We start from the raw sequence: 26,020 nt of genomic DNA on the forward strand, positions 1-26,020 counted from the left end.
AAGGCCCCGGCAGAAATCCACAAAAGAAAGGCCGCAAATTCTGCGGCTGTCGTGTCATCTTATGTGGGAGGTGGTACCGCCTCCCCGGCTCGAACGGGGGACCTCTGGATCCACAATCCAGCGCTCTAACCAACTGAGCTAAGGCGGCACTGAGGGGGCATTTAGCGGGCGGCGCGGGGGAATGCAAGGGGGGAAACGCGCTCTTTGCGCCTGGCCGCTTGCCCCGCCGTCGCAGTTTGGCTAGGCACGGGCAAAATGGAGGCTCCGATGGGCATCAACGACGAAAACGACATGGCCGGCGATCTGCAGATCGGCCCCACCGATCAGGGGATGGTGCGAATCTTCGTCTCGGGCGAGGGATTCGAGCTGCCCTTCGATTTCGACCCCGAAGAGGCCGAGGAAATCGCCCGCGAATTGATCGATGCGGCCGGGATGGCGCGGGCCATCGCCGAGGGCGGCGCAAAGGGCGGCAAGCCCCGGGGCAAACGCTAGGCCTGAAACGCCATACCGGGATCGGCCCGCCCCGCCAGCCGCAGCGCGGCGGTCCGGGCGAATCCCTGCAGCACCAGCTTGCGCCGCGGCGCGGCCAGCTTGGTTTCGGGGGCCATGCGCAGGATCTCGGCGCCGAAGCGGTCGGCCAGAATCAGCCCCGTCCCTTCGGGCAGGATCTCGGCCGGGAAATCGGTGTCCACCGCCCAGAAAAACCGGTCGGCATAGTCCAGATAGCCCTGCCATTTCCGGTCCGAGGTGAAATCGGCGCGCGAGGACTTGCACTCGACCACCCAGATTTCGCCCTTGCGGCCCAGCGCCATCACGTCTACCCGCAGACCCGGACGGGGCACGACCTCGGGCAGACAGGCGAAGCCGTGATCCATCAGGCAGCGGCACACGCCGCGCGCCAGAAGCTGACCGGGGGGAAGATCGTTTGCCATGCGCAAGATATGAACGAAGCATGAACACCTGTCGAGAGGGTTGACGCGCCCGCTCCGCGTGGCAAACATGCACCGCAAAACCATCAAAGGTTGCACCATGGAAGACTACCAACGCCGCCTCGCCGCCGCTCGGGCCGAACTCGAATCGCTGGGATTGCGGGGCTTGCCGCATCCGATCCAGGACCGGGTGATGCGGCTTTTCGGCGGTGAGGCGCGGCCCTGGCCCTATCTGCCGCTCGGCGTGCGGATGAGCGTCTATGCGATCCCCTATGCCTTCATCTGGACCACGGCGAATTTCTTCCTGCGCTGGAAAGACCGGCCGATCGAGCCGGGCGAGGCGGTGGTCTCGACGGTGATGACGGTGGCGCTGTTTTCGATGCTGATGCTCGGCTATGAGCTGCGGCGCTGGCAATCGGTGAAGCTGAGCCGCTGGGAAGATCTGTAACCGCCCTTGCCGCCGCGGCCCCCTGCCCCTATCTTGGCCTTGGCGGTTACTGCTCTTCGCGTGAACGGGGCCTTTTTCCAGTGGCCGATAACCATTTCCGAGGGAGCTGGCTCTGCTTTGGCCCTGGCCTCTGTATCTGGCACCCACCTGACTTGTCAGGCTCTCGGGAAATTTCGCCCCCACGGTCGCTGCGGTTTCCGCCACCTCATCCCAGCCGGAAACGGAAAACCCCCCACCTTGCGGCAGGGGGATTTTCGTCGTCCGGAGGTCTTCGGGAAACTGTTACAAGACACCTCAGCGCGGGCTGCGGCCCAGCTGACGGCGGGCACGGCTTTCGACGCGCACGGGGACCGGAATCGCGACCAGCCCGGCCGCCATGTCATCGCGCAGGATCGCATCGCGCTTGCCGCCGCCGGGGGGCGTTTCGGACTCGGCCATGTTCATCACGGCGATCCCGAATTGCACCGCCGAAAACACCACGGTGTTGAAGGTGAACAAAAGCGCAACAGCAATATAGCCGATGTCGGAGCCAAGGATCAGATGCCGCAGATGCGCGACATCAAAGCCCAGAAGCAGAGCCACGAACAAGGCCGAGAGCCCGGCCCCGATGATGACGTTGCGGATGTAAAGACGAACGAGTTCCGGCATGACGATTCCTCCGTCGTTGGAATCATTCTAGCGCAGTCTGGCGGAATTCAAACCGCAAATTTGCCGTTTTGCCGCAGTTCCGTCACAAAATATTGGTGAACCGGCGCATGCGGGCACAGCGACTCGGTCAGAACGCCTCGGGGCGGACCTCGCGGGCCATGTGATCAAGCACGGCATTGACGAATTTCGTCTCTTTCCCCTCGGGGAAGAAGGCGCGGGCGACCTCGACGAATTCGTTGATCACCACCTTGATCGGCGTCGCCGGATTGACCATTTCCGCCCCCGCGGCACGGAACAGCGCGCGCAGCACCGGGTCGATGCGCTCGATCGGCCAGGCGGCAACCAGCGCGCGGTCGGTGGTCTGGTCGATCTTCGCCTGCCACATCACCGCATCGTCCAGAAGACGGCGGAACAGGTCGTAATCGCCCTCGGCCAGTTCCTCGCCCTCGTCGGTGACCATGCCGAAGCGGAAGGTTTCGAATTCGCGGGCGACGCGATCCACCCCCTGCCCCGCCGCTTCCATCTGGAACAGCGCCTGCACGGCATAAAGCCGGGCGGCCGAGCGCATCCGGCGTTTTTCTTCCGGGCTCGGCTTGCGGGGCTTTTCGGAGGTGGTGTCGGTCATGTCATGCGATCCTTGGGGCTGCCCGGTCAGTTGCTCTCGCCCTTGGGGCGGAAGCCGATTCCCTGCGTGCGGGTGGCCCATTTGCGCGAGAGCGCGATCAGATGCAAGGCCGCAGCAGCCGCGCCACCGCCCTTGTCCTGATCTTCGGGCTTCGCCCGGGCCTCGGCCTGCGCCCGGTTTTCCACCGTCAGGATGCCGTTGCCGATGCAAAGCCCCTGCAGACCCAGCATCATCAACCCGCGCGAGCTGTCATTGCAGACCGTGTCATAATGCGTGGTTTCGCCGCGGATCACGCAGCCCAGCGCCACATAGCCATCGTAATCGCCCAGCCGCTCGGCCATGCCGATGGCGGTCGGCACTTCCAGCGCGCCGGGCACTTCGACGATCTCGACCTCGGCCCCGGCCTTGGCGGCAACCGCTTTCGCCCCGGCGATCATCCAATCGGCAATGTCGCGGTAATAGGGCGCGACGACGATCAAAAGCTTCACCGGCTTGTCGAAGACCGGCAGCGGCAGGGTATAATGGTTCTCGTTCGCCGCCATCTCAATACCCCCGCGTCTCGTCGATCGAAAGCCCGTAACCCTCAATGCCAACGACCTTGGGTTTGGGCGAATTCGTCAGCAGTTTCAGATGGCTGAGCCCCAGCGCCAGCAGGATCTGCGCGCCCAGACCATATTGGCGCAAGGTCTGCGGCGAGGCCTCGCCCGGCATCGGCATCTTCGCCGTGGTTTCGCGCAACAGCACCACGACGCCGCGGCCCTCGGCGGCAATCGCCTGCATCGCGCGGCCCAGATCGTTGCTCTTGCCCGGACGCAGCCCCAGCACATCGGCCAGCGGATCGAGCGCATGCATCCGCACCAGCACCGGCTCGGGGCCGGAAATATCGCCCTTGGTCAGCACGATATGCTCGGCGCCCTCGGTCTGGTCGGCAAAGATCCGCATCGACCAATCGCCGCCGAATTCCGACTGCACGGCGCGTTGCGCGGTTTCGCGCACCAGATGGTCATAACGGCGGCGATAGGCGATCAGATCGGAAATCGTGCCGATCTTCAGCCCGTGTTTCTGCGCAAAGGCGATCAGATCGGGCAGACGCGCCATCGTGCCGTCTTCGTTCATCACCTCGCAGATCACGCCCGAGGGGTTCAGCCCCGCCAGACGCGAGATATCGACCGCCGCTTCGGTATGGCCGGCGCGGACCAGCACGCCGCCGTCGCGGGCGCGCAGCGGGAACAGATGCCCCGGCGTCGCGATGTCCTGACGGCCCTTGCTCGGGTCGATCGCCACGGCCACGGTGCGGGCGCGGTCATGCGCCGAAATCCCGGTCGAGATCCCCTCGCGCGCCTCGATCGAGACGGTGAAGGCGGTCTCGTGACGGCTGGAATTGCTCGAGGCCATCAGCGGCAGGCCCAGCGCCTCGACCCGCGCGGCCGTCAGCGCAAGGCAGACCAGACCCCGGCCATGCATCGCCATGAAATTGATCGCATTCGGCGTCGCCATCTGCGCCGGAATGATCAGATCGCCCTCGTTCTCGCGGTCCTCGTGGTCGACCAGAATGAACATCTTGCCGTTGCGCGCATCCTCGATGATCTCCTCGATCGAGGACATCGCATCGCGGAAGCTTTGCTCCACCGGGCCCGGGATTTCGTGATTGCCAGCTTTGTCGACCGGGTTCGTCATGCCTTCCACTCCGTCAGCCGGGCCACGTAGCGGGCCAGCGTGTCTATTTCCAGATTGACCTTGTCGCCCACCCGGGCGGTGCCGAAGGTGGTCACCGCCTTGGTATGCGGAATGATATTGATGCCGAAGCTGCAGCCGTCCACCTCGTTCACCGTCAGTGACGCACCGTCAAGCGCGACCGAGCCTTTCGGCGCGATGTATTTCGCCAGCGCCTCGGGGGCGCGGAAGCTGAAGCGGGTGCTTTCGCCCTCGTCGCGCAGCGCGGTGATTTCCGCCACGCCATCGACATGGCCCGAGACGATATGGCCGCCCAGCTCGTCGCCCACCTTCAGCGCGCGTTCCAGGTTGATCCGCTTGCCCACCGTCCAGCCGCCAAGGTTGGTCTTCGAAACCGTCTCGGCAGAAATCTGCACGTCATACCAGTCGGCGCCGGTGGCGATGACGGTCAGACAGACCCCCGCATGGGCGATCGAGGCGCCGATCTCGACCGTGCCCATGTCATAGCCGCAACGGATCCGCGCGCGCAGATCGCCGGTGTTTTCAAGGGCGATGATCTCGCCCAGATCGGTGACGATTCCGGTGAACATGGCTTTCCCTACCGTGATTTCTTCCTGCCTAGCCCGCAAGGGTCCGGCACGCAAGGCTTGCTCCCGACGCATCGGGGCACAGCCGCGGCGCGAAAATGCGGCCCGCCGTCGCGGTGCCGCGGTTTTACCGCCAAAACACCGGGGCGGCACGCAATTTGCGTGACACCCGGCAAGCGAGGGGCCAAAAGGGGGCGTTTTCACCGTGAGTCCGATGACCAGTTCCCGCCCCCGCACCTTCCTTCTGCTGCAAGGCCCGCACGGGCCGTTCTTTCGCCAGCTCGGCGCGATGCTGCGCGCTGCCGGGGCCGGGGTCTGGCGGCTGGGCTTCAACCGCGGCGACGAGCTGTTCTGGGCCGATCCCGCCAGCTACATCCGCTTTGACGCCGCCCCGGAACTCTGGCCCGCGCGGATCAAGACGCTGCTGGCAGAAAAATCCGTCACCGATCTGGTGCTTTACGGCGACACGCGGCCGGTGCATGCGCAGGCGATCGCCGCCGCCAGGGCCGCGGGCGTCACCGTGCATGTCTTCGAGGAAGGCTATCTGCGCCCCTATTGGATCACCTATGAACGCGGCGGCGCCAATGGCCATTCGCGGCTGATGACGCTCTCGGTCGCGCAAATGCGCGCGGCGCTGGCGCATAGCAAGATCGACTTCCCCGAGGCCCCGCCGCGCTGGGGCGACATGCGCCAGCATGTGTTCTACGGCGCGCTATATCACTTCCTCGTCATGGCGCAGAACCGGCGCTATCGCAATTTTACCCCGCACCGGGGCGTGCCGGTCTTTGACGAATTCCGGCTTTACCTGCGCCGTCTGGTGCTGATGCCCCTGCAGGCGCTGGAACGGATGCGCGCCACGCGGCGGGTGCGGCGCTCGGGCTATCCGATCCATCTGGTGCTGTTGCAGCTTGAACATGACGCCTCGTTCCGCATGCATTCGCCCTTCGCCAGCCAGACCGAATTCATCGATCTGGTGATGGCCGGGTTCGCCGCCGGCGCCCCCCGGCATCATCACCTTGTCTTCAAGGCGCATCCGCTGGAAGATGGTCGCGCGCCGATCGCGCAGACGATCCGGGCCGCCACCGCCCGGCACGGGCTGGCGGGCCGGGTGCATTTCATCCGCGGCGGCAAGCTGGCGGAACTGCTGGCGCAGGCGCGCTCGGCCGTCACGGTGAATTCGACCGCAGCGCAGCAGGTGCTCTGGCGCGGGCTGCCGCTCAAGGCCTTTGGCCGCGCCGTCTTCGACAAGCCGGAATTCGTCTCGACCCAGCCGCTGCCCGAATTCTTTGCCAACCCGCAAAGACCGGATACGCGGGCCTATCGCGCCTATCGCCACTACCTGCTCGAGACCTCGCAAATTCCGGGCGGCTTTTATTCGGCGCGCGGCCGTCGCATCCTGATGCGGCAGGTGGTCGACATGATGCTGTCGCCCGACGATCCCTATGACGCGCTGAGCGCGGGCAAAGCGGCACCACGGCAACAGTTGCGCGCGCAGACGTGATCGCGCTGGAAATTTTGTCGCCACATCGCTATCGTGACCGAAAAACAAGGCAATCCCCAAGAGGAGCCCGAGCAGTGAGCGTGACTATTCCCCGCAGGACCCTGTTGCTGGGTCTTTCGGCGGTGCTTCTTGGCACTGCCTCCTGTGGCCTGCCCCGGCCCGGTCCGAACCGGCGCGAGATCTTCGCCGGGTCGGTGATGCGCAAGGGCGATGCCTTTGTCGTCACCGTCGATGACCATGTGGCGCGCGCGACCGCGGTGCAACCGGCGCTTGGCTTTTCCTCCAGCTTCCAGTCTGCGGGTGTTGTCGGCTCGGACACGATCAACCCCGGGGATACGCTGCAGCTGACGATCTGGGAAAACGTCGATGACGGGCTTCTGGCGCAGGAAGGCACGACCGCGACGCAGCTGACGGAGGTGCAGGTCGATGGCGCGGGCTATATTTTCGTGCCCTATGCCGGCAAGATCAAGGCAGCGGGCAATTCCCCCGATGCGTTGCGCAAGCTCATCACCGAAAAGCTGGACGCGCAGACCCCCGACCCGCAGGTGCTGATCACCCGCACGGCGGGGGACGGCTCCACCGTCTCGGTCATGGGCGCGGTTGGCGGTCAGGGCGTCTATGCGATCGAACGGCCGACGCGGACGCTCTCGTCGATGATCGCGCGGGCGGGCGGCGTGACGATCAAGCCCGAGATCACCAAGATCACCATCAAGCGCGGCAGCAAGCAGGGCACGGTCTGGCTGACCGATCTTTACAAGAACCCGAAAATGGACATCGCCCTGCGTCCGGGCGACGTGATCCTGGTCGAGGAGGACACCCGCGCCTTCACCTCGCTCGGCGCCACCGGGGCGCAGGCCCGCGTGCCGTTTGAATCGCAAACGCTCTCGGCGCTCGAGGCCATCGCCACCGTGGGCGGGCTGTCGTCCAGCACCGCCGATCCGAAGGGGGTCTTCGTCTTCCGCAATGAACCGGCGGAAATCGCCCGGGTCGTGCTGGGGCGCAACGATCTCGTCGGCGATCAGCGCATGGTCTATGTGCTGAACCTGACCGAACCGAACGGCATGTTCCTTGCCCGCGATTTCGTGATCCGCGACGGCGACACCGTCTATGTCACCGAAGCGCCCTATGTGCAGTGGCAAAAATCGCTTTCGGCGCTGACCGGCTCGGTCTCGACGGCAAATTCGCTCGACAGTCTCGCCACCGGGAAGTGATGCCGAAGGAGGATCCCTCCCGGCGGCTCTTCCCCTATACGGCCGGGTTTCTGTGGCAACCGCGGCTGCGCGCGATCCTGCGTGCGGCGGGCTACAGCCTGCATGCGGGCCTGCCCGGTCCCCGCGATCGCGTCGTGGTCTGGGGCCGCTCGCCCCATTCCATGCGCGGCGAGGCGGTGGCGGCGCGGCGCGGCGTCGGTCTTGTGCGGCTTGAAGATGCCTTTTTGCGCTCGGTCCATCCGGGGCGGGCGCGGGGCGCGGGCGGGCCGCTGGGCCTCTTTATCGACCCGTTCGGGGTGCATTTCGACGCCTCCCACCCTTCGCTGCTGGAGCGTCTGCTGGCAAAGGAGCCGCTTGACGACACCGCGCTTCTGGATCGCGCCCGCGACGGCATCGCCCGGCTGAAGGCGCTGAACCTGTCGAAATACAATGACTTCGATGAAGGATTGCCGCCCCCCGCCCCGGGTTATGTGCTGGTGATCGACCAGACCCGGGGCGATGCCGCGATCGCGCATGGCGGCGCGACGGCGGCGACCTTTCGTGAAATGCTGGCCGTGGCGCAGATCGAAAACCCCGGCGCGCGGATCGTGATCAAGACCCATCCCGAGACCCGGGCGGGCCTGCGCCCGGGCCATTATGGCGCGGAAGATGAAACCGCCCGGACAACGCTTCTGACCGATCCGGTCGCGCCCTGGGCGCTGCTCGAAGGCGCCATCGCGGTCTATACCGTGTCGTCATTTCTGGGCTACGAGGCGATCCTCGCCGGTCACAGGCCACGCGTCTTCGGCCAGCCCTTCTATGCAGGCTGGGGGCTGACACAGGACGAAGCCCCGGTCGCGCGACGGCAAAGGCGGCTCACCCGGGCGCAGATCTTTGCGGTCAGCCACATTCTGGCGCCAAGCTGGTTCGACCCCTGCCGCGGTCGGCTCTGCGGCTTCGAGGAAGCCGTCGATCAGCTGGAAGCCGAGGTCCGCGCCCATCGCGCCGACCGGGCGGGCCATGTCGCCACCGGCATGCGGCTGTGGAAACGCCGCCCGTTGCAGCAGTTTTTCGGTCGCGAAAAGCCACTGCGCTTCATCGATCCGCCCGAGCGCGCCGCGGCGCTGGCGCAGGCCAGCGGTCGCAGCCTGCTGATCTGGGCAAGCCGGGAACCCGCGGGCTTCACCGCCCCCGCGCTGCGGGTTGAAGATGGGTTCCTGCGCTCGAAAGGGCTTGGCGCCGATCTGGTGCCGCCCTTGTCGCTGGTCACCGATGCGCAGGGGATCTATTTCGATCCGACCCGGCCTTCGGATCTGGAAGATCTGATTGCCAGCCCCCCACCGCCCGGCGGCCTTGCCCGGGCAGAGCGTCTGATCGCAGCGCTGCGCAGGGACAAATTGTCAAAATACAACCTGGACGCGGATAGTCCTGATCTGCCGCAGGGCTATCGGATTCTCGTTCCGGGGCAGGTGGAGGATGATGCCTCGATCCGCCTTGGCGCGGGCAAGACTTGCACAAATCTGACCTTGCTGGCCCTTGCAAGGCAGCAAAACCGCGACGCGATAGTCCTTTTCAAACCTCACCCGGATGTCGAGGCGGGTCTGCGTCCGGGCGCCGTGCCCGAGGCGGAAGCCCTGCGCTTCGCCAACCGGGTCCTGCACAAATCGAACCCCATCGCCTTGATCGAGGCCGTCGACGAGGTCTGGACGATGACCTCGCTTCTGGGGTTCGAGGCGCTGCTGCGTGGCAAGAAGGTCACGGTGACCGGGGCGCCCTTTTATGCGGGCTGGGGGCTCACCCGCGACCTTGGCCCTGTGCCCGAACGGCGCAAGGCGCGTCCCACGCTGGCGCAGCTCGTTCATGCCGCGCTGATCGCCTATCCGCGCTATGTCGATCCGCTGACCCGCCGCCCCTGCCCGCCCGAGGTGGTGATCGAGCGGCTGGCCCATGGCCCGCTGCCCCGCCCGGGTCCGCTGAACCGAGGCCTTGCCAAACTGCAGGGCGTGTTTTCGGGCTTTGCGTTTCTCTGGCGTTAGGCACGCAGCCAGCGCGCCAGCAGATCGGGGCCGATCGGTTGCAGACTGTCCAGCCGATAGCGCGGCGCCTCGGCCAGCCGCGTCAGGCCCAGATCGCCGATCCCCGGCCGCGCATCGCCGCCCAGCACCAGGCCCGCGGTGAAGCCGATCAGCTCGTCGACCAGACCCGCCGCCATCAGACTGGCCGCAAACTGCCCGCCGCCCTCGCAAAAGACCCGCGTCAGTCCGCGCCCGGCCAAAGCCGTCAGCAGCGCCGCCGGATCCAGACCTGCAGCCGCCACCGGAACCTCGATCAGCTCGGCGCCGATCCCGGCCCAGAAGGCCCGCGCCTCCTCGGGCGCCTCGGCCCCGTGCAAAAGCCACAGGGGCGCCTGCCCGAGCGATCCCGCCAACCGCCCGCGCGGCAGATCCAGCCGCCGCGACGCCACGACCCGCACCGGCGCCCGCAAGGGCTTGAAATTGCGCACCGTCAGCAGCGGATCATCCGCCCGCGCCGTGCCGCCGCCGACCAGAACCGCATCGAACCGCGCCCGCAAGGCCTGCACCTGCGCGCGCGCCTGCGGCCCGGTGATCCACTGGCTTTCCCCATTCGCCAGCGCAATCCGGCCATCGAAACTGGCACCCAGTTTCAGCGCCAGCCAAGGCCGCCCGCGCTCGATCCGGCTTAAAAACCCCGCCTGCGCCACCCGCGCCTCGGCCGCCAGAACGCCGGTGTCGACCGCAATCCCCGCCGCGCGCAGCATCGCATGGCCGCGCCCCGAGACCCGCGGATCGGGGTCTTCCAGCGCCGACACCACCCGCGCCACCCCCGCCGCGATCAGCGCCTCTGCGCAGGGCGGGGTCTTGCCGTGATGGGCGCAGGGCTCCAGCGTCACATAGGCCGTGGCCCCGCGCGCCGCCGCCCCGGCCTGATCCAGCGCCCGGCGCTCCGCATGCGGCCGCCCGCCCGGCTGGGTCCAGCCCCGCCCGACGATCCGTCCGCCCTGAACGATCACGCAGCCCACCGCGGGATTGGGCCAGACATTGCCCAATCCGCGCCCGGCCAGCCCCAGCGCCAGCCGCATGAAGCGGCTGTCGGCCTCGCTCACTCGGTATCTCCGGGATGCGGCCGCAGCTCCGACACGAATTTGTCGAAATCGTCGGCGGCCTGGAAGTTCTTGTAAACGCTGGCAAAACGCACATAGGCAACGGTGTCGATCCGGGCCAGCGTCTCCATCACGATCTCGCCGATCGCGCGCGAGGGAATGTCGGTCTCGCCCAGGCTTTCCAGCCGCCGCACGATCCCCGAGATCATCTGGTCGATCCGCTCCGGCTCGATCGGGCGTTTCTGCATCGCAATGCGGATCGAGCGCTCCAGCTTGTCGCGGTCAAAATCCTCGCGCCGCCCCGAGGTCTTGATCACCACCAGATCGCGCAGCTGCACGCGTTCATAGGTGGTGAAACGACCGCCGCAGGCAGCGCAGAACCGCCGCCGCCGGATCGCCACATGATCCTCGGCCGGACGGCTGTCCTTCACTTGCGTATCGACATTTCCGCAAAACGGGCAGCGCATGGCGTCCCCCCTCTCATGTTACCGCCTCATTTGGGGTCTGTCGCCCCGGTTATCCACAGGACTATAGGGGCAGGCCGAGGCATCGGGTAGCGCAAATGTCACACCACCAGATACGGGGGGCCGCAACTGTGGCGGCGCGGACTCAGCCCGCGACCGGCTCAGGCCCTGGGCGCGGCAGGTGTCGGGGCCGGGGCGGTCATCCGCGCCGCCGGTTGGGCGGCGGACCGGTCCCGGGCATAGACGGCCAGACATTCGGGCATGATGCCCAGCACCTGCACCTCTTTCGCGAAGGCGGCATCGACGGCCTCGGCCGACATCGGTTTTGACTTCTGCCCCAGCGGCGCCAGCGTGCCATCGCCCTTGCCGCTCACCAGCGCGAAAAGCCCGCCGGGCTCGGCGGTGACATAGGCGAAACAGGTGCCCTTTTGCGACATCCGCGGCGCCTTCGGATCGGCGGGCAGACCCTCGACACAGGCACTCAGAAGCAGCGGCAGTATCAGCAGGCAGGCGGGACGGAGGGAAGCAAAGGACATGGCAACCTCAAGAAAATCCTGCCCCACGGTAGCAGCCTGCACGGTGGGGGCAAGGTCGATCACAGCGACAATATTGTTTTTCCTGGTGCAAATACGCCGGGGGTCCGGGGGCGGAGCCCCCGGCGGGTCGCCGCGCAACGCGCGGCGAAATCTCTTGCCCCAAGCGAAAAGGGCGGCGATCAATCCCGCCGCCCCCCGATCAAGACCTCAGACCTCTCCGTCGCGGCGTCGGTCTTCCTGCATCTCGAACCACATCGCGTTCAGCACACCGAACATCACCGCCACCGGCAGACCCAGAAGCCAGGCAAAATACCACATGTTGCGTCTCCCTCAGTAGGCGTTCGGATTGCGGGCGATGTCCTCGGGGCGCACCTTGCCCCAGAGCACCTTGTAGACCCAGGAGGTGTAAGCCAAGATGATCGGCATGAAGATCACCGTCGAGACCAGCATGATGAACAGCGTCATCTGCGAGGACGAGCTGTCCCAGACCGTCAGCGAGGCCGAGGGATTGAGCGACGAGGGCAGGATGAAGGGGAACATGCTCAGCCCCACCGTCGAGATCACGCCGAAGATGCCGACCATCGAGGCCGTCACCGCCCAGCCGCTCCAGAGCCGCATCAGCACCACCGCCCCGCCCAGACCCAGCACCGCCAGCGCGGGCGCAATCGCGATCCAGGGCCGGGTCTGATAGGCGTCAAGCCAGGAGCCACCCCGCACCACCTCGGACAGAAGCGGGTTCGAGGGGCCGAAGTGATCGGGCTCGGTCACGAACTGATAGGCCGGGATGCCGAAAGCGAGCCAGACCCCCGCCAGGGCAAAGGTGACGATGGTCAAGACCCCCGCCCAGCTGCCGATCCGCCGCGCCCGCGCCTGCACCGCGCCCTCGGTCTTCAGCACCAGCCAGGCCGCGCCATGGGCGATATGCATCGCCAGCGACACCACGCCGACGAACAGCGCAAAGGGGTTCAGAAGCCCCAGAAGCTTCGTCAGCGGATTGCCCGGATAGACCGGCAACAGCGTCTCGTCGAGTGTGAAGGGCACGCCCTGCAGCACGTTGCCGACCGCCACGCCAAAGATCAGCGCCGGCACCGCGCCGCCGATCACCAGCGCCCAGTCCCAGCGCGTGCGCCAGACATGGCTTTCGCGCTTGTTGCGGTATTTGAACCCCACCGGCCGCAGGATCAGCGCCGCCAGAACCAGGAACATCGCCAGATAGAAGCCCGAGAAACTGACCGCATAAAGCGGCGGCCAGGCGGCAAAGATCGCCCCGCCGCCAAGGATCAGCCAGACCTGGTTGCCCTCCCAGACCGGGCCGATGGTGTTGATGACGACGCGCCGCTCGGCGTCGGATTTCGCCACGAAGGGGTTCAGCGCCGCCACCCCCATGTCGAAGCCATCCGTCGCGGCAAGCCCGATCAAGAGCACGCCCAGCAGCACCCACCAGATCACGCGCAGGATTTCGTAGCTCAGAAGTTCATGCAGGATCATGGTCTTACTCCGCAGGTTTGGCCAGGGGGCGGTGCTTGGCGGCCCAGGCTTCGACCGCCTCGATATCATGCGTCGGCCCCTTGCGGATCGCCGCCAGCATCAGCTTGATCTCGATCACCAGAAGCACGGTGTAAAGCGTCACGAAGCCCACCAGCGTCAGCACCACATCCCAGATCGACAGGTTCGAGACCGAGAGCGCGGTGGGCAAAAGCCCGTCCACCGTCCAGGGCTGACGGCCGAATTCGGCGACGAACCAGCCGGTTTCGGCGGCAATCCACGGCACCGGGATCGCGAAAACCGCGACGCGCAGCGCCCAGGTCGGGAAACGCCCGCCACGGAAGTTCGAGGTGAAGAACATGTAGCCGATCAGGGCCAGCATGAAGAACCCGGCGCCCACCATGATGCGGAAGCTCCAGAACAGCGGCGCCACCTGGGGCACCGTCTTCCAGGCCGCTTCGCTGATCTGCGCATCCGTCGCCAGTTTCGGGTCTTCGACCACCGTCGTCAGCAGCATCGCATAGCCAAGATCGGCCGAATGCGCCTCGAACGTCGCCTTGACCTCGGGGGCGACATTGCCCTTGGCGGCGCGGATCTGCATCAGCGCGTCATAGGCGATCACGCCCGAGCGGATGCGGGTTTCGGCCTGCGCCACCAGATCCTTGATGCCGGGCATTTCGGTGGTCAGCGAGCGGGTGCCGATCAGCCCCATCACATAGGGGATCTGGATCGCATATTTCGTCTCGCGCGCTTCCTGATCGGGGATGCCGAACAGGTTGAACGAGGCGGGGGCTTCCTCGGTTTCCCACATCCCCTCGATCGCGGCCAGTTTCATGCGCTGGTTATGCGTGGCCTCATAACCAGACTCGTCGCCCAGCACGATCACCGAAAGGCTCGCCGCCAGACCGAAGGCCGAGGCGACGGCGATCGAGCGCCGGGCAAGGTCGATGTGACGGCCGCGCAGCAGATACCAGGCCGAGACGCCGATCACGAAGATCGAGGCGGTCACATAGCCCGCCGAAACGGTATGGACGAATTTCGCCTGCGCCACCGGGTTGAACAGAACGGCGTAGAAATCGACCAGCTCCATCCGCATCGTCATCGGATTGAAGACGGCCCCCACCGGGTTCTGCATCCAGCCATTCGCGATCAGGATCCACAGCGCCGAGAAGTTCGAGCCGATGGCAACACCCCAGGCCACCAGCATATGCGCCCGCGCCGTCAGCTTTTCCCAGCCGAAGAACCAGATCCCGACCAGCGTGGCTTCCAGAAAGAACGCCATCAGCCCCTCGATGGCGAGCGGCGCGCCGAAGATGTCGCCGACGTAATGGCTGTAATAGGCCCAGTTCATCCCGAACTGGAACTCCATCGTGATCCCGGTCGAGACGCCCAGCACGAAGTTGATCCCGAACAGGGTGCCCCAGAATTTCGTCATCTGCCGCCAGATCGGGCGGCCGGTCATCACATAGACCGTCTCCATCGTGGCGACGAGGATCGACAGACCCAATGTCAGCGGCACGAAGAGGAAGTGATACATCGCTGTCGAGGCAAATTGCAGCCGTGACAGCTCGACTAATCCGAACTCCATCGTTCTCTCCAAGGTGGTGCGCCCGCAGCGTCCCTTGCGGGCATGTGGCTCAGCTATGGCCAAACCCGGTGCGGACCACCCCTGCGCGGCCTGTCGCAGGTGGACAAATTGTCACAGCGGCATTCCGGCAGGGCAGCGGACCGGGGTCTCGGTCGGCGGCACCTTGGCACCTCCACAGGTGCAGTTCAATGAATATGTTCGGCGCAAATGCAGGTTTGCCGCTCAGCGCCGGGTGATCCGCATCACCAGCTCCTCGCGCAAAAGACCCTCGTCCTCGCCGCTGTCGCGGGCCAGCCGCTTGAGACCGAAATGCACCCGGGCGATGTCCTGATAATAGCTGGTGAAGGCATAGTTCACCGCCGCCCCCGCCACCGCGCCCAAGATCGGCACCGCCTGGGTGGCCAGTTTCTGGCCCAGCACGGCGGCCAGCCGCGGCGCGACGCGGGCGATCAGGCTGTTCAGCCCCGGCCCGGTGATCGTCAGCCGCGCCGCCAGAAAACCCATGTCGGCGCCGTCATCGCGCGCCAGCGGCCCCGCGGCGGCAAAGACGCGCAGACACTCAAGCCGCACCTCCTCGCTGTCGGGGTCAAAGCCATGTTCGGCGGCGATGCCCTGAATGGCGCGCAACAGCATCGTCACGGTGAAGGGCAGTTCGGCAAGCGCCCCGGGCAGACCGCCGACGCCGCCCGCCGCGCCCATCGCCGTCGTCAGCGCGGTGTTGATCCAGTCGGGCCGGTCCGCCACCACCTCGCGCGAGCGGGTGGCGACGGTGAAGGCGGTTTCCAGCGCCCGTTCGGTGGCGCCCTCCAGCCGGTCGCGGACCGGGGTGGCCAGCTTGCCCAGAACCGTCTCGGCGCCGGTGCCAACCAGCGTGATCACCTGCATCATCGGCCCCGAGGCGGCGCGATGCCGCCGCGCCAGCAGGTCAAGTTCATCCGTCAGGCGTTTGTCGGTGACCGGATACAGGATTTCAGGTTGCATGGCTCCCCCTTGGCTGCCCCGGATATGGGAAGGCCGGGCCGGGGGCGAAAGATCAGGGCAGGAACTTTTCCACCGCGCCGCGCACCCCCTCCCAGGCGCCGGGGACCAGCTCCAGCGCCAGAACCCGGTCGGGGTTGGTGGGGGGCGGCATCTCCACCCCCTCGATCTTTTCAAAGCCGAAGCGGTTGTAATAGGGCGCGTCGCCCACCAGCAGCACCCTTTCCCAGCCCAGGCGCCGCGCCTCGGCCAGGCTTTCATGCATCAGAAGGCCGCCCAGCCCCTCGCCCTGCCGCGTCGGGTGGACCGCCACCGGCCCCAGCAGCAGCACGCGCTGCCCGCCGACCCTGACCGGCCAGTAGCGGATCACCGCCGCCAGAACGCCGTCTTCGCGCAGCACAAGACACAGGGGGGCGACCTTTTCGACACCGTCGCGCAGCCGATAGGAAGACAGCGCCGTGCGGCCCGGGGCGAAACACAGGTCATAAAGTGCCTCGACCTCCCACCAGTCGGCTTCGGTCTCTTCCTCGAGCTGATACATGCCCCGACCCTTTGCGATTCGCCCTCGAAAGGCGCCTAACACGCGGTTATGTCAGGTTCAAATCAAAGGAGCCGCGCATGTTCTACCGCCCCGACAAGGGTCACGACCTGCCCCATGATCCGTTCCACGCCATCGTCGCGCCGCGCCCCATCGGCTGGATCTCGACGCGCGGGCAGATGGGCGACAATCTGGCGCCCTATTCGTTTTTCACCGCCGTTTCGGCCAGCCCGGCGCAGGTGGTCTTTGCCTCGACCGCGGCAAAGCCCGACCGCGGCGACACGAAAGATACGGTGACGCAGATCCGCGAAAGCGGGGTGTTTTGCGTCAATCTGGTCAGCTCGGATCTGGCGGCGCAGATGAACGCGACCTCGGCGATGCTGGCGGCGGGCGCGGATGAATTTCTGGCCGCCGGGCTGGAAAAGGCCCGCTGCGAGGTGATCGATTGTGCGCGCGTGGCGGCGGCCCCGGCGGCGCTCGAGTGCCGTCTGGTGCAGATCGTGCCGCTTCTGGGGCAAAGCAACTTTCTGGTGCATGGCGCGGTGGTCGGCGTGCATATCCGCCCCGATTGCCTGATTGACGGCCGCTACAGCCCGCCCGACCGGCTGAGCCGTCTGGGCTACATGGATTACGCGACGGTGACCGAAACCTTCGAGATGGCGCGACCCTGAGGCGGTCTGGCCGAGGCCACGCGCGACATTTGCCCCGCGACAGCCGGGGGCCCAAAGGCCCTCGGCCAGCGCCCGCCCCGCCCATGGCGGGCGCTTCTCGCCCGCCGGGGCTGGGCGCTGGCCTATGTTCCGCTTGGGGCAGACGGTCTTGGGGCGACCGGATCGCTGCGGGCGGGGAAAGGCGGTGCCTTTCCTTTTCCGACCGAACCGGCCCTCGGCCGGATCAGCCCCCGGCCCTCCGCCGCCTGCCCGTCTCGATCGCCTGCTCGAACAGCGCCATGTAGCGCGGCGCGACCTGATCCAGATGATAGGCCCGGCCGCGTTCCGCCGCCGCCGCCCCCAGCCGCGCGCGCAGCGCCGGATCGGTCGCCAGCCGCTCGATCGCGGCGATCCACTGATCATCCTCGCCATTCTCGCCCACCGGCAGAAGCACGCCGTTCACCCCGTCCTCGATCATCTCGGGGGCAAAGGTGGCGTTCGAGGCGATCACCGGCTTGCCGCGGGCAAGGATCTCCATCAGCCCCCAGTTGCCCACCCCGAACCGCAGCGGGTAGAGGAACAGATCAACCTGCGCCAGCGCCTCGACGAAGGTGTCATAGGGCAGCTTGCCCGGAAACAGGATGCGCTCGCCCCCGGCGGGATAGCTGCGCACCAGATATTCGGCAAAGCTCGCATCCTTGCGGAAATGGCGCTCGACCCATTGCTGTTCATAGCCATAGGTGCTGGCTTTGGGATCGCCGATCGCGGCGAAGCGGATGCCAAGCCGATCCGCCGTCCCCTCGCGCACCAGCCGGTCGACCAGCCGCACGAAAATGTCGAACCCCTTGCAATTCGACAGATCGCGGGCGGAAAATCCGATGGTGAAGGGACCGGGCGGCGCGGGCGGCAACGGCTTGATCTCGAAGCCTTCGAACTGCACCGCCACGCGCGGCTGCAGCTCGGCGGGCAAAAGGCTGCGCGCATAGGCCGAGGGCACGATGGTCAGATCCGATTTCAGGATCTGATGGAAGCTCAGCATCTCCATGTTGCGGTCGGAGAGCCGCTGGCTTTGATCGGGCGGATAGCGCGGATCCCAACCATGCGCGGCATAGCTGGGAAACTCGATATAGGAAGCGATGGCGGCGTCAATCTCGTCGTAGAGGAACATCGGCGCCCCCCAGAGCCCATGGGCGAAGACCAGATCGATCCGGGTGGTCTTGCGCAGCTCGGTCAGCGCGCTCAGCACGCCGCGCGAAATCCGCGCCGACCGTTCGGTCTTGTCGGAATAGTAATAGCTTTGCGGCGCGATGATCTGGCCGTCCGGGGTGAAGGGCAGCAGGCGCTTGTAGGTTTCACCATGAGTTTTCGCATGGCCCGCGGTGGTGAGATACCAGCTCTCGGCCAGACCGGCGGCATGCAGATATTCGGCAAGGCCATTGAACTGGCCCGGGGTGACGGCGGAAACGAAGACGATCACGGGTTTCATGCGCGCAGGGTAGGCGCGGGGAAATGGCGGTGCAAGCGGGGCTCTGCCCCGCACCCCGAGGTATTTCGGGCAAGATGAAAGATCAGCGTTTCAGCCGGCTTGCGCCCGCCAGAAGCGTGTAGACGCCCGAGCCGACGACGAGGGCCGCGCCCGCAAGCGTGGCGGCATCAAGGCTCTCGCCGAAGACGAAAAGGCCAAGCGCCAGCGCGAACAAAAGCCTTGTGTAGCGGAAGGGCGTGACGACGGCGACCTCGCCCAGGCGCATCGCCTTGGTCAGCGCCCAATAGGCGGTGACGCCGAACAGGGTCGCGCCAAGGACGGGCAGCAGGTCCGCGAGGGTGGGCAGCACCGCGCCGCCGGTGACCGCAAGGATGATCGCTCCCGCCGGAATGAGCGCGGCAAAGCCGTAAAAGCCGAGCTGGAAATTCGTCAGCACCTTGGGCGCGGCGCGGGTGGCCAGATCGCGCCCGGCAAAGCCCAGCAGCCCCAGCACCGTCCAGAGCGCCGCAGGCACGAAGCCCTCGAGCCCCGGGCGCAGGATCACCAGCACGCCCAGAAAACCGACGCCGACCGCCACCCAGCGCGCCGCACCAACCCGTTCGCGAAAGATCAGCGCCGCGCCCGCCACGACCACAAGCGGCGTCGCCTGCAAGATCGCCGAGGCGTTCGACAGGGGCGTCAGCGCGATGCCCAAAGTGTAGCCCAGCCGCCCGGTGATCTCGAACCCGGCCTTGACGCCCATCAGCCGGCTTGCCACCGCCGGATGCCAGAGACCCTGCCCCGAGGCCAGCGCCAGCACGGCAAAGCAGATCATCCCGCCCAGCCCGAACAGCATCAGCACCTCGCCCACCGGCAGCGCCTTCGCCGCCTGTTTGACGAACATGTCCTCCAGCGCGAAAAGCGCCATGGCGAGCGTCATCAGCCCCGCGCCGCGGATATTCTCGGCGCCCAGTTCGCTGCGGTGATCCATGCTCTCTCCCTGCCCCCGAAGTGTAAATATGACGCGGAGCGGCAGAGTTCTATGGTCTTTTCCGTTCCGCCCCGCCCGCCTAAGCTGCGCGCGGCCGCGAAGGGCCAGGGCGAGGACTTTGGAATGACTGCAGACCGGATGATCGGGGTGATGGGCGGCTCGGGTGTTTATGACATCGACGGGCTGGAAGAGGCGACATGGCAACCGGTGGAGACCCCCTTTGGCGCGCCCTCGGACGAGATCCTGACCGGGCGGCTCCATGGGGTGCGGATGGCGTTTCTGCCGCGGCACGGACGGGGGCACCGCTTCACCCCCTCGACGGTGAACTACCGCGCCAATATCGCGGCGATGAAGATGATGGGCGTGACCGATCTGGTCGCCGTCTCGGCCGTGGGCTCGCTGAAAGAAGAATACGCGCCCGGCGATTTCGTCATCATCGATCAATATATCGACCGCACCTTTGCGCGGGTGAAGAGCTTTTTCGAGACCGGGCTGGTGGGTCACGTCTCGGTCGCGCATCCGGTTTGCGGGCGGCTGTCGGCCCATTGCGCCGAAGCGGCGCGGGCGACCGGCGTGACGGTGCACGAGGGCGGCACCTATGTCGCGATGGAGGGGCCGCAATTCTCGACCTTGGCCGAAAGCCGTCTTTACCGCAGCTGGGGCGCCGATGTGATCGGCATGACCGGCATGCCCGAGGCGAAATTGGCGCGCGAGGCCGAGCTGTGCTATGCCTGCGTCGCGATGGTGACCGATTACGATTGCTGGCACCCGGACCATGACGCCGTCGATGTGGCCCAGGTGGTGGCCACGGCAATCGCCAATGCCGGCAAGGCCCGCGCGCTTGTGGCCGCCCTGCCCGCGCTCCTCAAGGGTCCGGCCATTCCTTGCGAAAAAGGCTGCACCCATGTGCTGGATGGCGCGATCATGACCGCCCCCGCCAAACGCGACCCCGAAGTGATTGCCCGACTGATGCCCGTGATGGGCCGCGTCCTGAAAGGCTGACCCATGAAGACCGTCAAGGATTACATCCGCACCATCGCCGATTTCCCGCATGAGGGGATCTTGTTCCGCGATGTCACCACGCTGTTCGCCGATCCGCGCGGCTTCCGCATGGCGATCGACCAGCTTCTGCACCCCTGGGCGGGCGAGCAGATCGACAAGGTCGTCGGGCTTGAGGCGCGCGGCTTCATTCTGGGCGGCGCCATCGCGCACCAGCTCTCAAAAGGCTTCGTGCCGATCCGCAAGAAGGGCAAACTGCCCGGGCAGACGATTTCGCAATCCTACAAGCTCGAATATGGCGAAGCGGTGATGGAGCTGCATGACGACGCGATCCAGCCGGGCGAAAAGGTGCTGGTGGTCGATGATCTGCTGGCAACGGGCGGCACCTGCGAGGCGGCGATCAAGCTGGTCGAGCGTCTGGGCGGCGAGATTGTCGGCTGTTCCTTCATCGTCGATCTGCCGGAACTGGGCGGGCGCAACCTGCTGCGCGATCTGGGCATGCAGGTGCATGTCCTGTGCGAATTCGACGGCGCGTAAGGCGCTGCGACATCCCGCAAAGGCGCCCTTCGGGGCGCCTTTTCTTTTGCTCCCCCGGATCGGCGGTCTTTCGGCAGGACTTTCCCGGGTGCAGAGAAGATAAATCCTCAAGGTTACTTCGGTTAACCTTTTGACAACCCGAATCGCGGTACTCAGAGCGGGCCTGATGGTTCGGCTGCTTGCAACACGTGAACCAAAAGTGCAGCGCCCTGCCTACCCCGGCAGGGCGCATTCCTTTCCGCCCCGCCTCAGCCCGCGGCGGGCAGGATCACCCCGGGATTGAGGATGCCGCGCGGATCCAGCGCCGATTTGATCGCCCGCATCATCGCCATCTTCGCCGGGTCCGCGCTGCGCGCCAGCTCGCCCACCTTCAGCCGCCCGATCCCGTGTTCCGCCGAGATCGAACCGTCAAACCGCTCGACCACCAGCCGATGCACCGCCTCCATCACCCCGGAGCGGATCGCCTCATACTCCTCGCGTCGCCGCCCCGCGGCGGGGAAGACGTTGAAATGCAGGTTGCCGTCGCCGACATGGCCGAAACAATTGATGCGAAAATCGCCCATATCGGCCAGCCGCTCGGTCGCGGCGGTGATGAAGGCGGGAATGTCGGCCACCGGCACGGCGATGTCATGGCTGGAAATCGCGCCGATGCGCCGGTTGGCCAGCGGGATCGATTCGCGCATCGCCCAAAGCGCTGCCGCCTGCGCCCCCGATTGCGCCACGACCGCATCGCTCACCAGATCGCCCGCCGCCGCATAAAGACCGGCGAAGGCCGCCTCGGCCTCCATCCCGGCGGGCAGGCCCAGCTCGATCAGCACCGACCAGTCGGGATCGGTGGCAAAGGGCAGCGCGACCTCGGGGCCGACTTCGCGCAAGAACGCCAGCCCCTGCCCGGAAATCAGCTCGAAGGCGGAAACACAGCCCGCAAACCGCGCCTGTGCGAGGCCGAGAAGCTGCACCGCCGCCGCGGGGGACGGCACGGCGAGCAGCGCCACCCCCTCGACCGCAGGGGGCTCGTGCAGCCGCAGGCTGGCCGCGGTGATGATGCCCAGCGTGCCCTCGGCGCCGATGATCAGATCGCGCAGATCATAGCCGGTATTGTCCTTGGCCAGCCGCTTCAGCCCGTGCCAGATCGTGCCATCGGCCAGCACCACCTCCAGCCCCAGACACAAAGCCCGCGCCGAACCATAGCGCAGCACGTTCACGCCGCCCGCATTGGTCGCCAGACAGCCGCCGATCTGCGCCGAGCCCTGCGAGGCGAGCGTCAGCGGAAAGCGCTTGCCCGATGCCGCCGCCGCGTCCTGCACCGCCTGCAGCGTCGCCCCGGCCTCGATCACCAGCGCCTGGCCATCGACCTGCCGCACCGCCCGCATCCGCTCCAGGCTGAGAAGCACCGGCACCGGCCCCTCCGACGCCACCTGCCCGCCGACAAGCCCGGTGCCGCCGCCAAAGGGCACGACGCCCACCCGTTCCGCATGACAAAAGGCGAGAAGCGCCGAGACCTGCGCAGTTGTTTCCGGCCGCGCCAGCACGCCCGCCTGCCCGCGCCAGCGCCCGCGCGGCTCTTCCAGATAGCGGGGCTCCGCCGCCCCCAGCCACAGCCCCGGCACCGCCACGGCCAATCGTTTCACAAAAGCAGCATCCGCCGGGTTCAGCACGGCTTTCCCCTTCATCTTGCCTAAAATATCCTCCGGGGGTCCGGGGGTGGAAAACCCCCGGCTTCCTCAGCCAATATCGGTGCGCCCGCGCCGATCCGGGCGCAGGTTGGCGTAAAGCACATGGTTGCGCCAGCGCCCGTTGATCTGCAGATAGGCCTGCGCCACGCCCTCGTATTTGAAGCCGGATTTTTCCAGCACCCCGCGCGAGGCGGCGTTTTCCGGCAGGCAGGCGGCTTCGATCCGGCTCAGATCCATCGGCCCGAAAGCATGATCGACCACCGCCGCGATCGCCTCGCGCATGAAGCCCTGCCGGGCGTAGCGCGCGCCCACCCAATAGCCCAAAGTTCCCGCCTGCGCCGGTCCGCGGCGGATGTTGTCCAGCGTGATCGCCCCCAGCACCCGCCCCGTCGCCCGCTCGATCAGGACGAACGGCAGCGCCGTACCCGCCGCTTCCGCCCGCGCCGCCCAATAGACCCGGTTGGCAAAGGCCTTGCGGCCCAGATGCTCGGCCGACCATGCGGGTTCCCAGGGCGTCAGGAATTCGCGGCTTTCGGCGCGCAGGCTGGCCCAGTCGCGGAAATCGGAATGCAGAGGCAGGCGCAGCGTCAGCCGCTCGGTCTCGACCTGAGGTTTCCGACGCCGCAGGAACATCAGGCCGCCAGCCTCCGCCGCAGCCCCGCCAGATCGGGCGCCGCTTCGGCAGGCCCGTAAAGCGCCAGCGCCGTGCGATCCTGCGCGATCATCCGCCCGGCATAAGAGCGCACCGCCTCGACCGTCACGCCATCGATCAGCGTGGAGACCTCATCCAGCCCTGGCACCCGGCCCCAGATCGCCAGATTGCGCGCCATCCGCTCGGCCCGGCTGGACGGGCTTTCCAGCCCCATCAGCATGCCCGCCTTCATCTGCGCCCGCGCCCGCGCCACCTCGGCCTCGGTCATGTCCTCGGCGGCGCGTTTCAGCTCGTCGATGGTCAGACCGCAGAGATCCGCCACTTCCTCACCCGAGGTGCCCGCGTAAATCGTGATCATCCCGGTGTCGTCATAGGCCCCGGCCTGCGCGAAGATCGAATAGCAAAGCCCCCGTTCCTCGCGGATCTTCTGGAACAGCCGCGAAGACATGCCGCCGCCCAGCGCCGTCGCATAGACCTGCGCGGTGTAAAGATCGGCATCGCGATAGCCCGGCCCCTCGAAGGCGAGCGCAAAATGCACCTGTTCCAGGTCTTTCAGCTCGCGCCGTTCGTTGCCCGACCAGCGCGCCAGCTGCACCGCGGGGGCGCCGATCGGGCGCAGATGACCGAAGAGCCGCTCGGCCTGTTTCACGATCGCGGCGTGATCCACCGCACCGGCCGCCGAGAGGATCATCTGATCCGGCCCGTAATGTTCCGCCACGAACCGTTCGAAATCCTCGCGCCCGAAGCGCTCGATATTCTCCGACGGCCCAAGGATCGTGCGCCCCATCGCCTGATCGGGATAGGCGGCCTCTTGCAGCCAATCAAAGATGATGTCGTCGGGCGTATCGAGCGCCTGACCGATTTCCTGCAAGATCACATGGCGCTCGACCTCGATTTCACGCGGATCGAAGATCGAATTCAGCACGATGTCGGAAATCACGTCGAGCGCCAGACCGACATCGGCTTTCAGCACGCGGGCGTAATAGGCCGTCGCCTCGCGCGAGGTATAGGCGTTGATATAGCCGCCCACATCCTCGATCGCCTCGGCAATCTGAAGCGCGGTGCGGGTCTTCGTGCCCTTGAAGGCCATATGTTCCAGAAAATGCGCGATGCCGTTCTGTTCCAGCCGTTCATGGCGGCCGCCCGCCAGAACCCAGACGCCGACCGAGGCCGAGGCAAGGCCCGGCATGCGCTCGGTGACGATGCGCAGGCCGTTGGGCAGCGTGGTCAGCTCGATCATGCCCGGGGCTCCCCAAGCGTCCGGGCCTTGCGGATCAGCGCTTCCAGCGCCGCCAGATCATTGGGCACCCGGGTGACGCGCTCGGGGCGCTCGAACAGATCGGCCATGCGCGGCGGCAGGCCGGGGCGCAGGCCGGTGGCGGCCTCGACCGCATCGGGGAATTTCGCCGGATGCGCGGTGGCCAGCGTCACCATCGGGGTCTCGGGGCGGGCATGGGCATGACCGACGCGGACCCCCACGGCCGAATGCGGGCACAAAAGCTCGCCCGAGCGAGTCCGTTCCTCGGTGATCGTCTGCGCGGTCTCGGCCTCGGACACGCGGCCAGAAGCATAAGTCTCGCGCAGCGCCTCCAGCGCGCCCTGGCTGACGGTGAAGCCGCCCTTGGTCTTCAGCTCCTCCATCAGCTGCGCCACCGCGGCGCCGTCCTTGCCATAGGCCCAGAACAGCGCGCGCTCGAAGTTCGAGGAAATCTGAATGTCCATCGACGGGCTGATCGAGGGTTTCACCCCGTCCATCCGGTATTCGCCCGTGCTCAGGCAGCGGTGCAGGATGTCGTTCTGATTCGTGGCAATCACCAGCTGTTCGATCGGCAGACCCATTTCCCGCGCGATAAAGCCCGCGAAAATGTCGCCAAAGTTCCCCGTCGGCACGGTGAAGCTGATCTTGCGTGCGGGCGCCCCAAGGCTGACCGCGGCGGTGAAATAGTAAACGACCTGCGCCAGCACCCGCGCCCAGTTGATCGAGTTCACGCCCGCCAAACCCACCTCGTCGCGGAAGGCGAAGTCGTTGAACATGTCTTTCAGCCGGTTCTGGCAATCATCAAACGTGCCCGACAGCGCCAGCGCATGCACGTTGCTTTCCGGCGGCGTCGTCATCTGCCGGCGCTGCACATCCGACACGCGCCCATGCGGGAACAGGATGAAGACATCGACATTCTCAAGGCCCTTGAAGGCCTCGATCGCCGCCGAGCCGGTGTCGCCGCTGGTCGCGCCGACGATGGTGATGCGCTTGCCCGCTTTCGAAAGCGCGATCTGAAACAGCTGCCCGATGATCTGCATGGCGAAATCCTTGAACGCCAGCGTCGGGCCGTGAAACAGTTCCAGCAGGAAATGCCCGGGCGCAAGCTGCACCAAGGGCGCCCGCGCCACATGGCCGAAGCCCGCATAGGCCTTGGCGATGGCGCCGCGAAGCTCTGCCTCGGTGAAGGTGTCGCCAACGAAAGGCGCCATGACGCGATAGGCCACCTCCTCGTAGCTTTGCCCCGCCATCGCGGCGATCTCGTCCTTGCTCAGGCTCGGCACCGTTTCGGGGACGTAAAGTCCGCCGTCGCGGGCAAGCCCGGTCAGCATGGCTTCGGCAAAGCTCAGGACCGGGGCCTGCCCCCGGGTGGAGATATAACGCATCATTCGCCCTTCGATTTCGGTACCGCCTGATACGCGAGAACGGAAACCTTGTCAGCCCCAAGCATCAAGGCCGGGGCCTTGCCGCCTTCGCTTTT

General features: G+C 66.4%; 28 protein-coding genes and 1 tRNA gene. 8 read left to right on the forward strand and 21 right to left on the reverse strand.

The window, feature by feature from the left end; translation table 11 throughout:
- Positions 1–71: 71 nt before the first annotated feature.
- Positions 72–148 (reverse strand) — tRNA-His (locus tag AC4PTB_RS15140).
- Positions 149–267: 119 nt separating this feature from the next.
- On the opposite strand from AC4PTB_RS15140, the gene AC4PTB_RS15145 reads away from it, so the two are divergent.
- Entirely contained in the window at positions 268–492 is a 225-nt protein-coding gene (locus AC4PTB_RS15145; protein ID WP_492190703.1) for a DUF6324 family protein, read from the forward strand.
- Here the strand turns inward: AC4PTB_RS15145 and AC4PTB_RS15150 are convergent.
- Positions 489–932 carry an MmcB family DNA repair protein gene (locus AC4PTB_RS15150; protein WP_492190704.1) on the reverse strand — a complete coding sequence of 148 codons (444 nt, stop codon included), beginning with the start codon at positions 930–932 and terminating at the stop codon, positions 489–491. The two genes, AC4PTB_RS15145 and AC4PTB_RS15150, sit on opposite strands and share 4 nt — an antisense overlap.
- A 97-nt stretch (positions 933–1,029) precedes the next feature.
- On the opposite strand from AC4PTB_RS15150, the gene AC4PTB_RS15155 reads away from it, so the two are divergent.
- The gene (locus AC4PTB_RS15155; protein ID WP_492190705.1) at positions 1,030–1,377 is read left to right on the forward strand and encodes a DUF6404 family protein; all 348 of its coding nucleotides are present in this window, start codon (positions 1,030–1,032) and stop codon (positions 1,375–1,377) included.
- Between the two features lie 294 nt (positions 1,378–1,671).
- Here AC4PTB_RS15155 and AC4PTB_RS15160 read toward each other — a convergent pair whose 3' ends face one another.
- From AC4PTB_RS15160 to AC4PTB_RS15180, 5 genes are all read right to left on the reverse strand, one after another.
- Positions 1,672–2,025: a hypothetical protein gene (locus AC4PTB_RS15160; RefSeq protein ID WP_492190706.1), complete on the reverse strand. Its 354-nt coding sequence runs from the start codon at positions 2,023–2,025 to the stop codon at positions 1,672–1,674.
- A 127-nt stretch (positions 2,026–2,152) separates the two neighbouring features.
- Entirely contained in the window at positions 2,153–2,650 is a 498-nt protein-coding gene (gene nusB, locus AC4PTB_RS15165) for a transcription antitermination factor NusB (protein WP_492190707.1), read from the reverse strand.
- A 26-nt stretch (positions 2,651–2,676) separates the two neighbouring features.
- The gene (locus AC4PTB_RS15170; RefSeq protein ID WP_492190708.1) at positions 2,677–3,192 is read right to left on the reverse strand and encodes a 6,7-dimethyl-8-ribityllumazine synthase; all 516 of its coding nucleotides are present in this window, start codon (positions 3,190–3,192) and stop codon (positions 2,677–2,679) included.
- A gap of 1 nt (position 3,193) precedes the next feature.
- Positions 3,194–4,327 (reverse strand): 3,4-dihydroxy-2-butanone-4-phosphate synthase, encoded by a 1,134-nt coding sequence (gene ribB, locus AC4PTB_RS15175; RefSeq protein ID WP_492190709.1) that lies wholly within the window; start codon positions 4,325–4,327, stop codon positions 3,194–3,196.
- A complete protein-coding gene (locus AC4PTB_RS15180) occupies positions 4,324–4,914 on the reverse strand; it encodes a riboflavin synthase (protein WP_492190710.1) in 591 nt (196 codons plus the stop codon). The genes ribB and AC4PTB_RS15180 overlap by 4 nt, the downstream gene beginning before the upstream one ends.
- Positions 4,915–5,125: 211 nt before the next feature.
- Here AC4PTB_RS15180 and AC4PTB_RS15185 point away from each other — a divergent pair, with 211 nt between their 5' ends.
- From AC4PTB_RS15185 to AC4PTB_RS15195, 3 genes are all read left to right on the forward strand, one after another.
- Positions 5,126–6,412: a capsule polysaccharide biogenesis protein gene (locus tag AC4PTB_RS15185; protein WP_492190711.1), complete on the forward strand. Its 1,287-nt coding sequence runs from the start codon at positions 5,126–5,128 to the stop codon at positions 6,410–6,412.
- 74 nt (positions 6,413–6,486) lie between these two features.
- Positions 6,487–7,623 (forward strand): polysaccharide biosynthesis/export family protein, encoded by a 1,137-nt coding sequence (locus AC4PTB_RS15190; protein WP_492190712.1) that lies wholly within the window; start codon positions 6,487–6,489, stop codon positions 7,621–7,623.
- Positions 7,623–9,638 (forward strand): capsule polysaccharide biogenesis protein, encoded by a 2,016-nt coding sequence (locus AC4PTB_RS15195; RefSeq protein WP_492190713.1) that lies wholly within the window; start codon positions 7,623–7,625, stop codon positions 9,636–9,638. Before AC4PTB_RS15190 ends, AC4PTB_RS15195 begins: the two co-directional genes overlap by 1 nt.
- On the opposite strand, the gene ribD is transcribed toward AC4PTB_RS15195, so the two are convergent.
- The 8 genes from ribD to AC4PTB_RS15235 form a co-directional block, all read right to left on the reverse strand.
- Positions 9,635–10,726, reverse strand: a complete 1,092-nt coding sequence (ribD, locus tag AC4PTB_RS15200) for a bifunctional diaminohydroxyphosphoribosylaminopyrimidine deaminase/5-amino-6-(5-phosphoribosylamino)uracil reductase RibD (RefSeq protein WP_492190714.1) — start codon at positions 10,724–10,726, stop codon at positions 9,635–9,637. The genes AC4PTB_RS15195 and ribD overlap by 4 nt on opposite strands.
- Positions 10,723–11,190, reverse strand: a complete 468-nt coding sequence (gene nrdR / locus AC4PTB_RS15205) for a transcriptional regulator NrdR (protein WP_492190715.1) — start codon at positions 11,188–11,190, stop codon at positions 10,723–10,725. Before nrdR ends, ribD begins: the two co-directional genes overlap by 4 nt.
- Before the next feature lie 158 nt (positions 11,191–11,348).
- On the reverse strand, positions 11,349–11,786 hold the full coding sequence (locus AC4PTB_RS15210) for a hypothetical protein (protein ID WP_492190716.1): 438 nt from the start codon (positions 11,784–11,786) through the stop codon (positions 11,349–11,351).
- Positions 11,787–11,930: 144 nt separating this feature from the next.
- A complete protein-coding gene (cydX, locus tag AC4PTB_RS15215; protein ID WP_013068780.1) occupies positions 11,931–12,041 on the reverse strand; it encodes a cytochrome bd-I oxidase subunit CydX in 111 nt (36 codons plus the stop codon).
- Positions 12,042–12,053: 12 nt separating this feature from the next.
- Positions 12,054–13,211, reverse strand: coding sequence for a cytochrome d ubiquinol oxidase subunit II (gene cydB, locus AC4PTB_RS15220; protein ID WP_492190717.1), 1,158 nt, complete (start codon positions 13,209–13,211; stop codon positions 12,054–12,056).
- A 4-nt stretch (positions 13,212–13,215) separates the two neighbouring features.
- Entirely contained in the window at positions 13,216–14,796 is a 1,581-nt protein-coding gene (locus AC4PTB_RS15225; RefSeq protein WP_492190718.1) for a cytochrome ubiquinol oxidase subunit I, read from the reverse strand.
- Positions 14,797–15,018: 222 nt separating this feature from the next.
- Positions 15,019–15,777 carry an EcsC family protein gene (locus AC4PTB_RS15230; RefSeq protein ID WP_492190719.1) on the reverse strand — a complete coding sequence of 253 codons (759 nt, stop codon included), beginning with the start codon at positions 15,775–15,777 and terminating at the stop codon, positions 15,019–15,021.
- Between the two features lie 52 nt (positions 15,778–15,829).
- Positions 15,830–16,315: a GNAT family N-acetyltransferase gene (locus AC4PTB_RS15235; protein ID WP_492190720.1), complete on the reverse strand. Its 486-nt coding sequence runs from the start codon at positions 16,313–16,315 to the stop codon at positions 15,830–15,832.
- Positions 16,316–16,392: 77 nt separating this feature from the next.
- Here AC4PTB_RS15235 and AC4PTB_RS15240 point away from each other — a divergent pair, with 77 nt between their 5' ends.
- The gene (locus AC4PTB_RS15240) at positions 16,393–16,983 is read left to right on the forward strand and encodes a flavin reductase family protein (RefSeq protein WP_492190721.1); all 591 of its coding nucleotides are present in this window, start codon (positions 16,393–16,395) and stop codon (positions 16,981–16,983) included.
- A 223-nt stretch (positions 16,984–17,206) separates the two neighbouring features.
- On the opposite strand, the gene AC4PTB_RS15245 is transcribed toward AC4PTB_RS15240, so the two are convergent.
- Positions 17,207–18,448: a glycosyltransferase gene (locus AC4PTB_RS15245; protein WP_492190722.1), complete on the reverse strand. Its 1,242-nt coding sequence runs from the start codon at positions 18,446–18,448 to the stop codon at positions 17,207–17,209.
- A gap of 82 nt (positions 18,449–18,530) precedes the next feature.
- Complete coding sequence (locus AC4PTB_RS15250) at positions 18,531–19,418, reverse strand: DMT family transporter (RefSeq protein WP_492190723.1); 888 nt, start codon at positions 19,416–19,418, stop codon at positions 18,531–18,533.
- A 123-nt stretch (positions 19,419–19,541) separates the two neighbouring features.
- On the opposite strand from AC4PTB_RS15250, the gene AC4PTB_RS15255 reads away from it, so the two are divergent.
- The gene (locus tag AC4PTB_RS15255; RefSeq protein WP_492190724.1) at positions 19,542–20,420 is read left to right on the forward strand and encodes an S-methyl-5'-thioadenosine phosphorylase; all 879 of its coding nucleotides are present in this window, start codon (positions 19,542–19,544) and stop codon (positions 20,418–20,420) included.
- A 3-nt stretch (positions 20,421–20,423) separates the two neighbouring features.
- A complete protein-coding gene (locus AC4PTB_RS15260) occupies positions 20,424–20,954 on the forward strand; it encodes an adenine phosphoribosyltransferase (protein WP_492190725.1) in 531 nt (176 codons plus the stop codon).
- A 248-nt stretch (positions 20,955–21,202) separates the two neighbouring features.
- On the opposite strand, the gene AC4PTB_RS15265 is transcribed toward AC4PTB_RS15260, so the two are convergent.
- The 4 genes from AC4PTB_RS15265 to thrC form a co-directional block, all read right to left on the reverse strand.
- Positions 21,203–22,612 carry an FAD-binding oxidoreductase gene (locus AC4PTB_RS15265; RefSeq protein ID WP_492192646.1) on the reverse strand — a complete coding sequence of 470 codons (1,410 nt, stop codon included), beginning with the start codon at positions 22,610–22,612 and terminating at the stop codon, positions 21,203–21,205.
- Positions 22,613–22,678: 66 nt separating this feature from the next.
- Positions 22,679–23,263, reverse strand: a complete 585-nt coding sequence (locus tag AC4PTB_RS15270; RefSeq protein WP_492190726.1) for a GNAT family N-acetyltransferase — start codon at positions 23,261–23,263, stop codon at positions 22,679–22,681.
- Entirely contained in the window at positions 23,263–24,522 is a 1,260-nt protein-coding gene (locus AC4PTB_RS15275; protein WP_492190727.1) for a M16 family metallopeptidase, read from the reverse strand. The genes AC4PTB_RS15270 and AC4PTB_RS15275 overlap by 1 nt, the downstream gene beginning before the upstream one ends.
- Entirely contained in the window at positions 24,519–25,925 is a 1,407-nt protein-coding gene (thrC, locus tag AC4PTB_RS15280) for a threonine synthase (protein WP_492190728.1), read from the reverse strand. The genes AC4PTB_RS15275 and thrC overlap by 4 nt, the downstream gene beginning before the upstream one ends.
- Positions 25,926–26,020: the final 95 nt, after the last annotated feature.

Source organism: Rhodobacter sp. 4.3.4 (assembly GCF_058724655.1).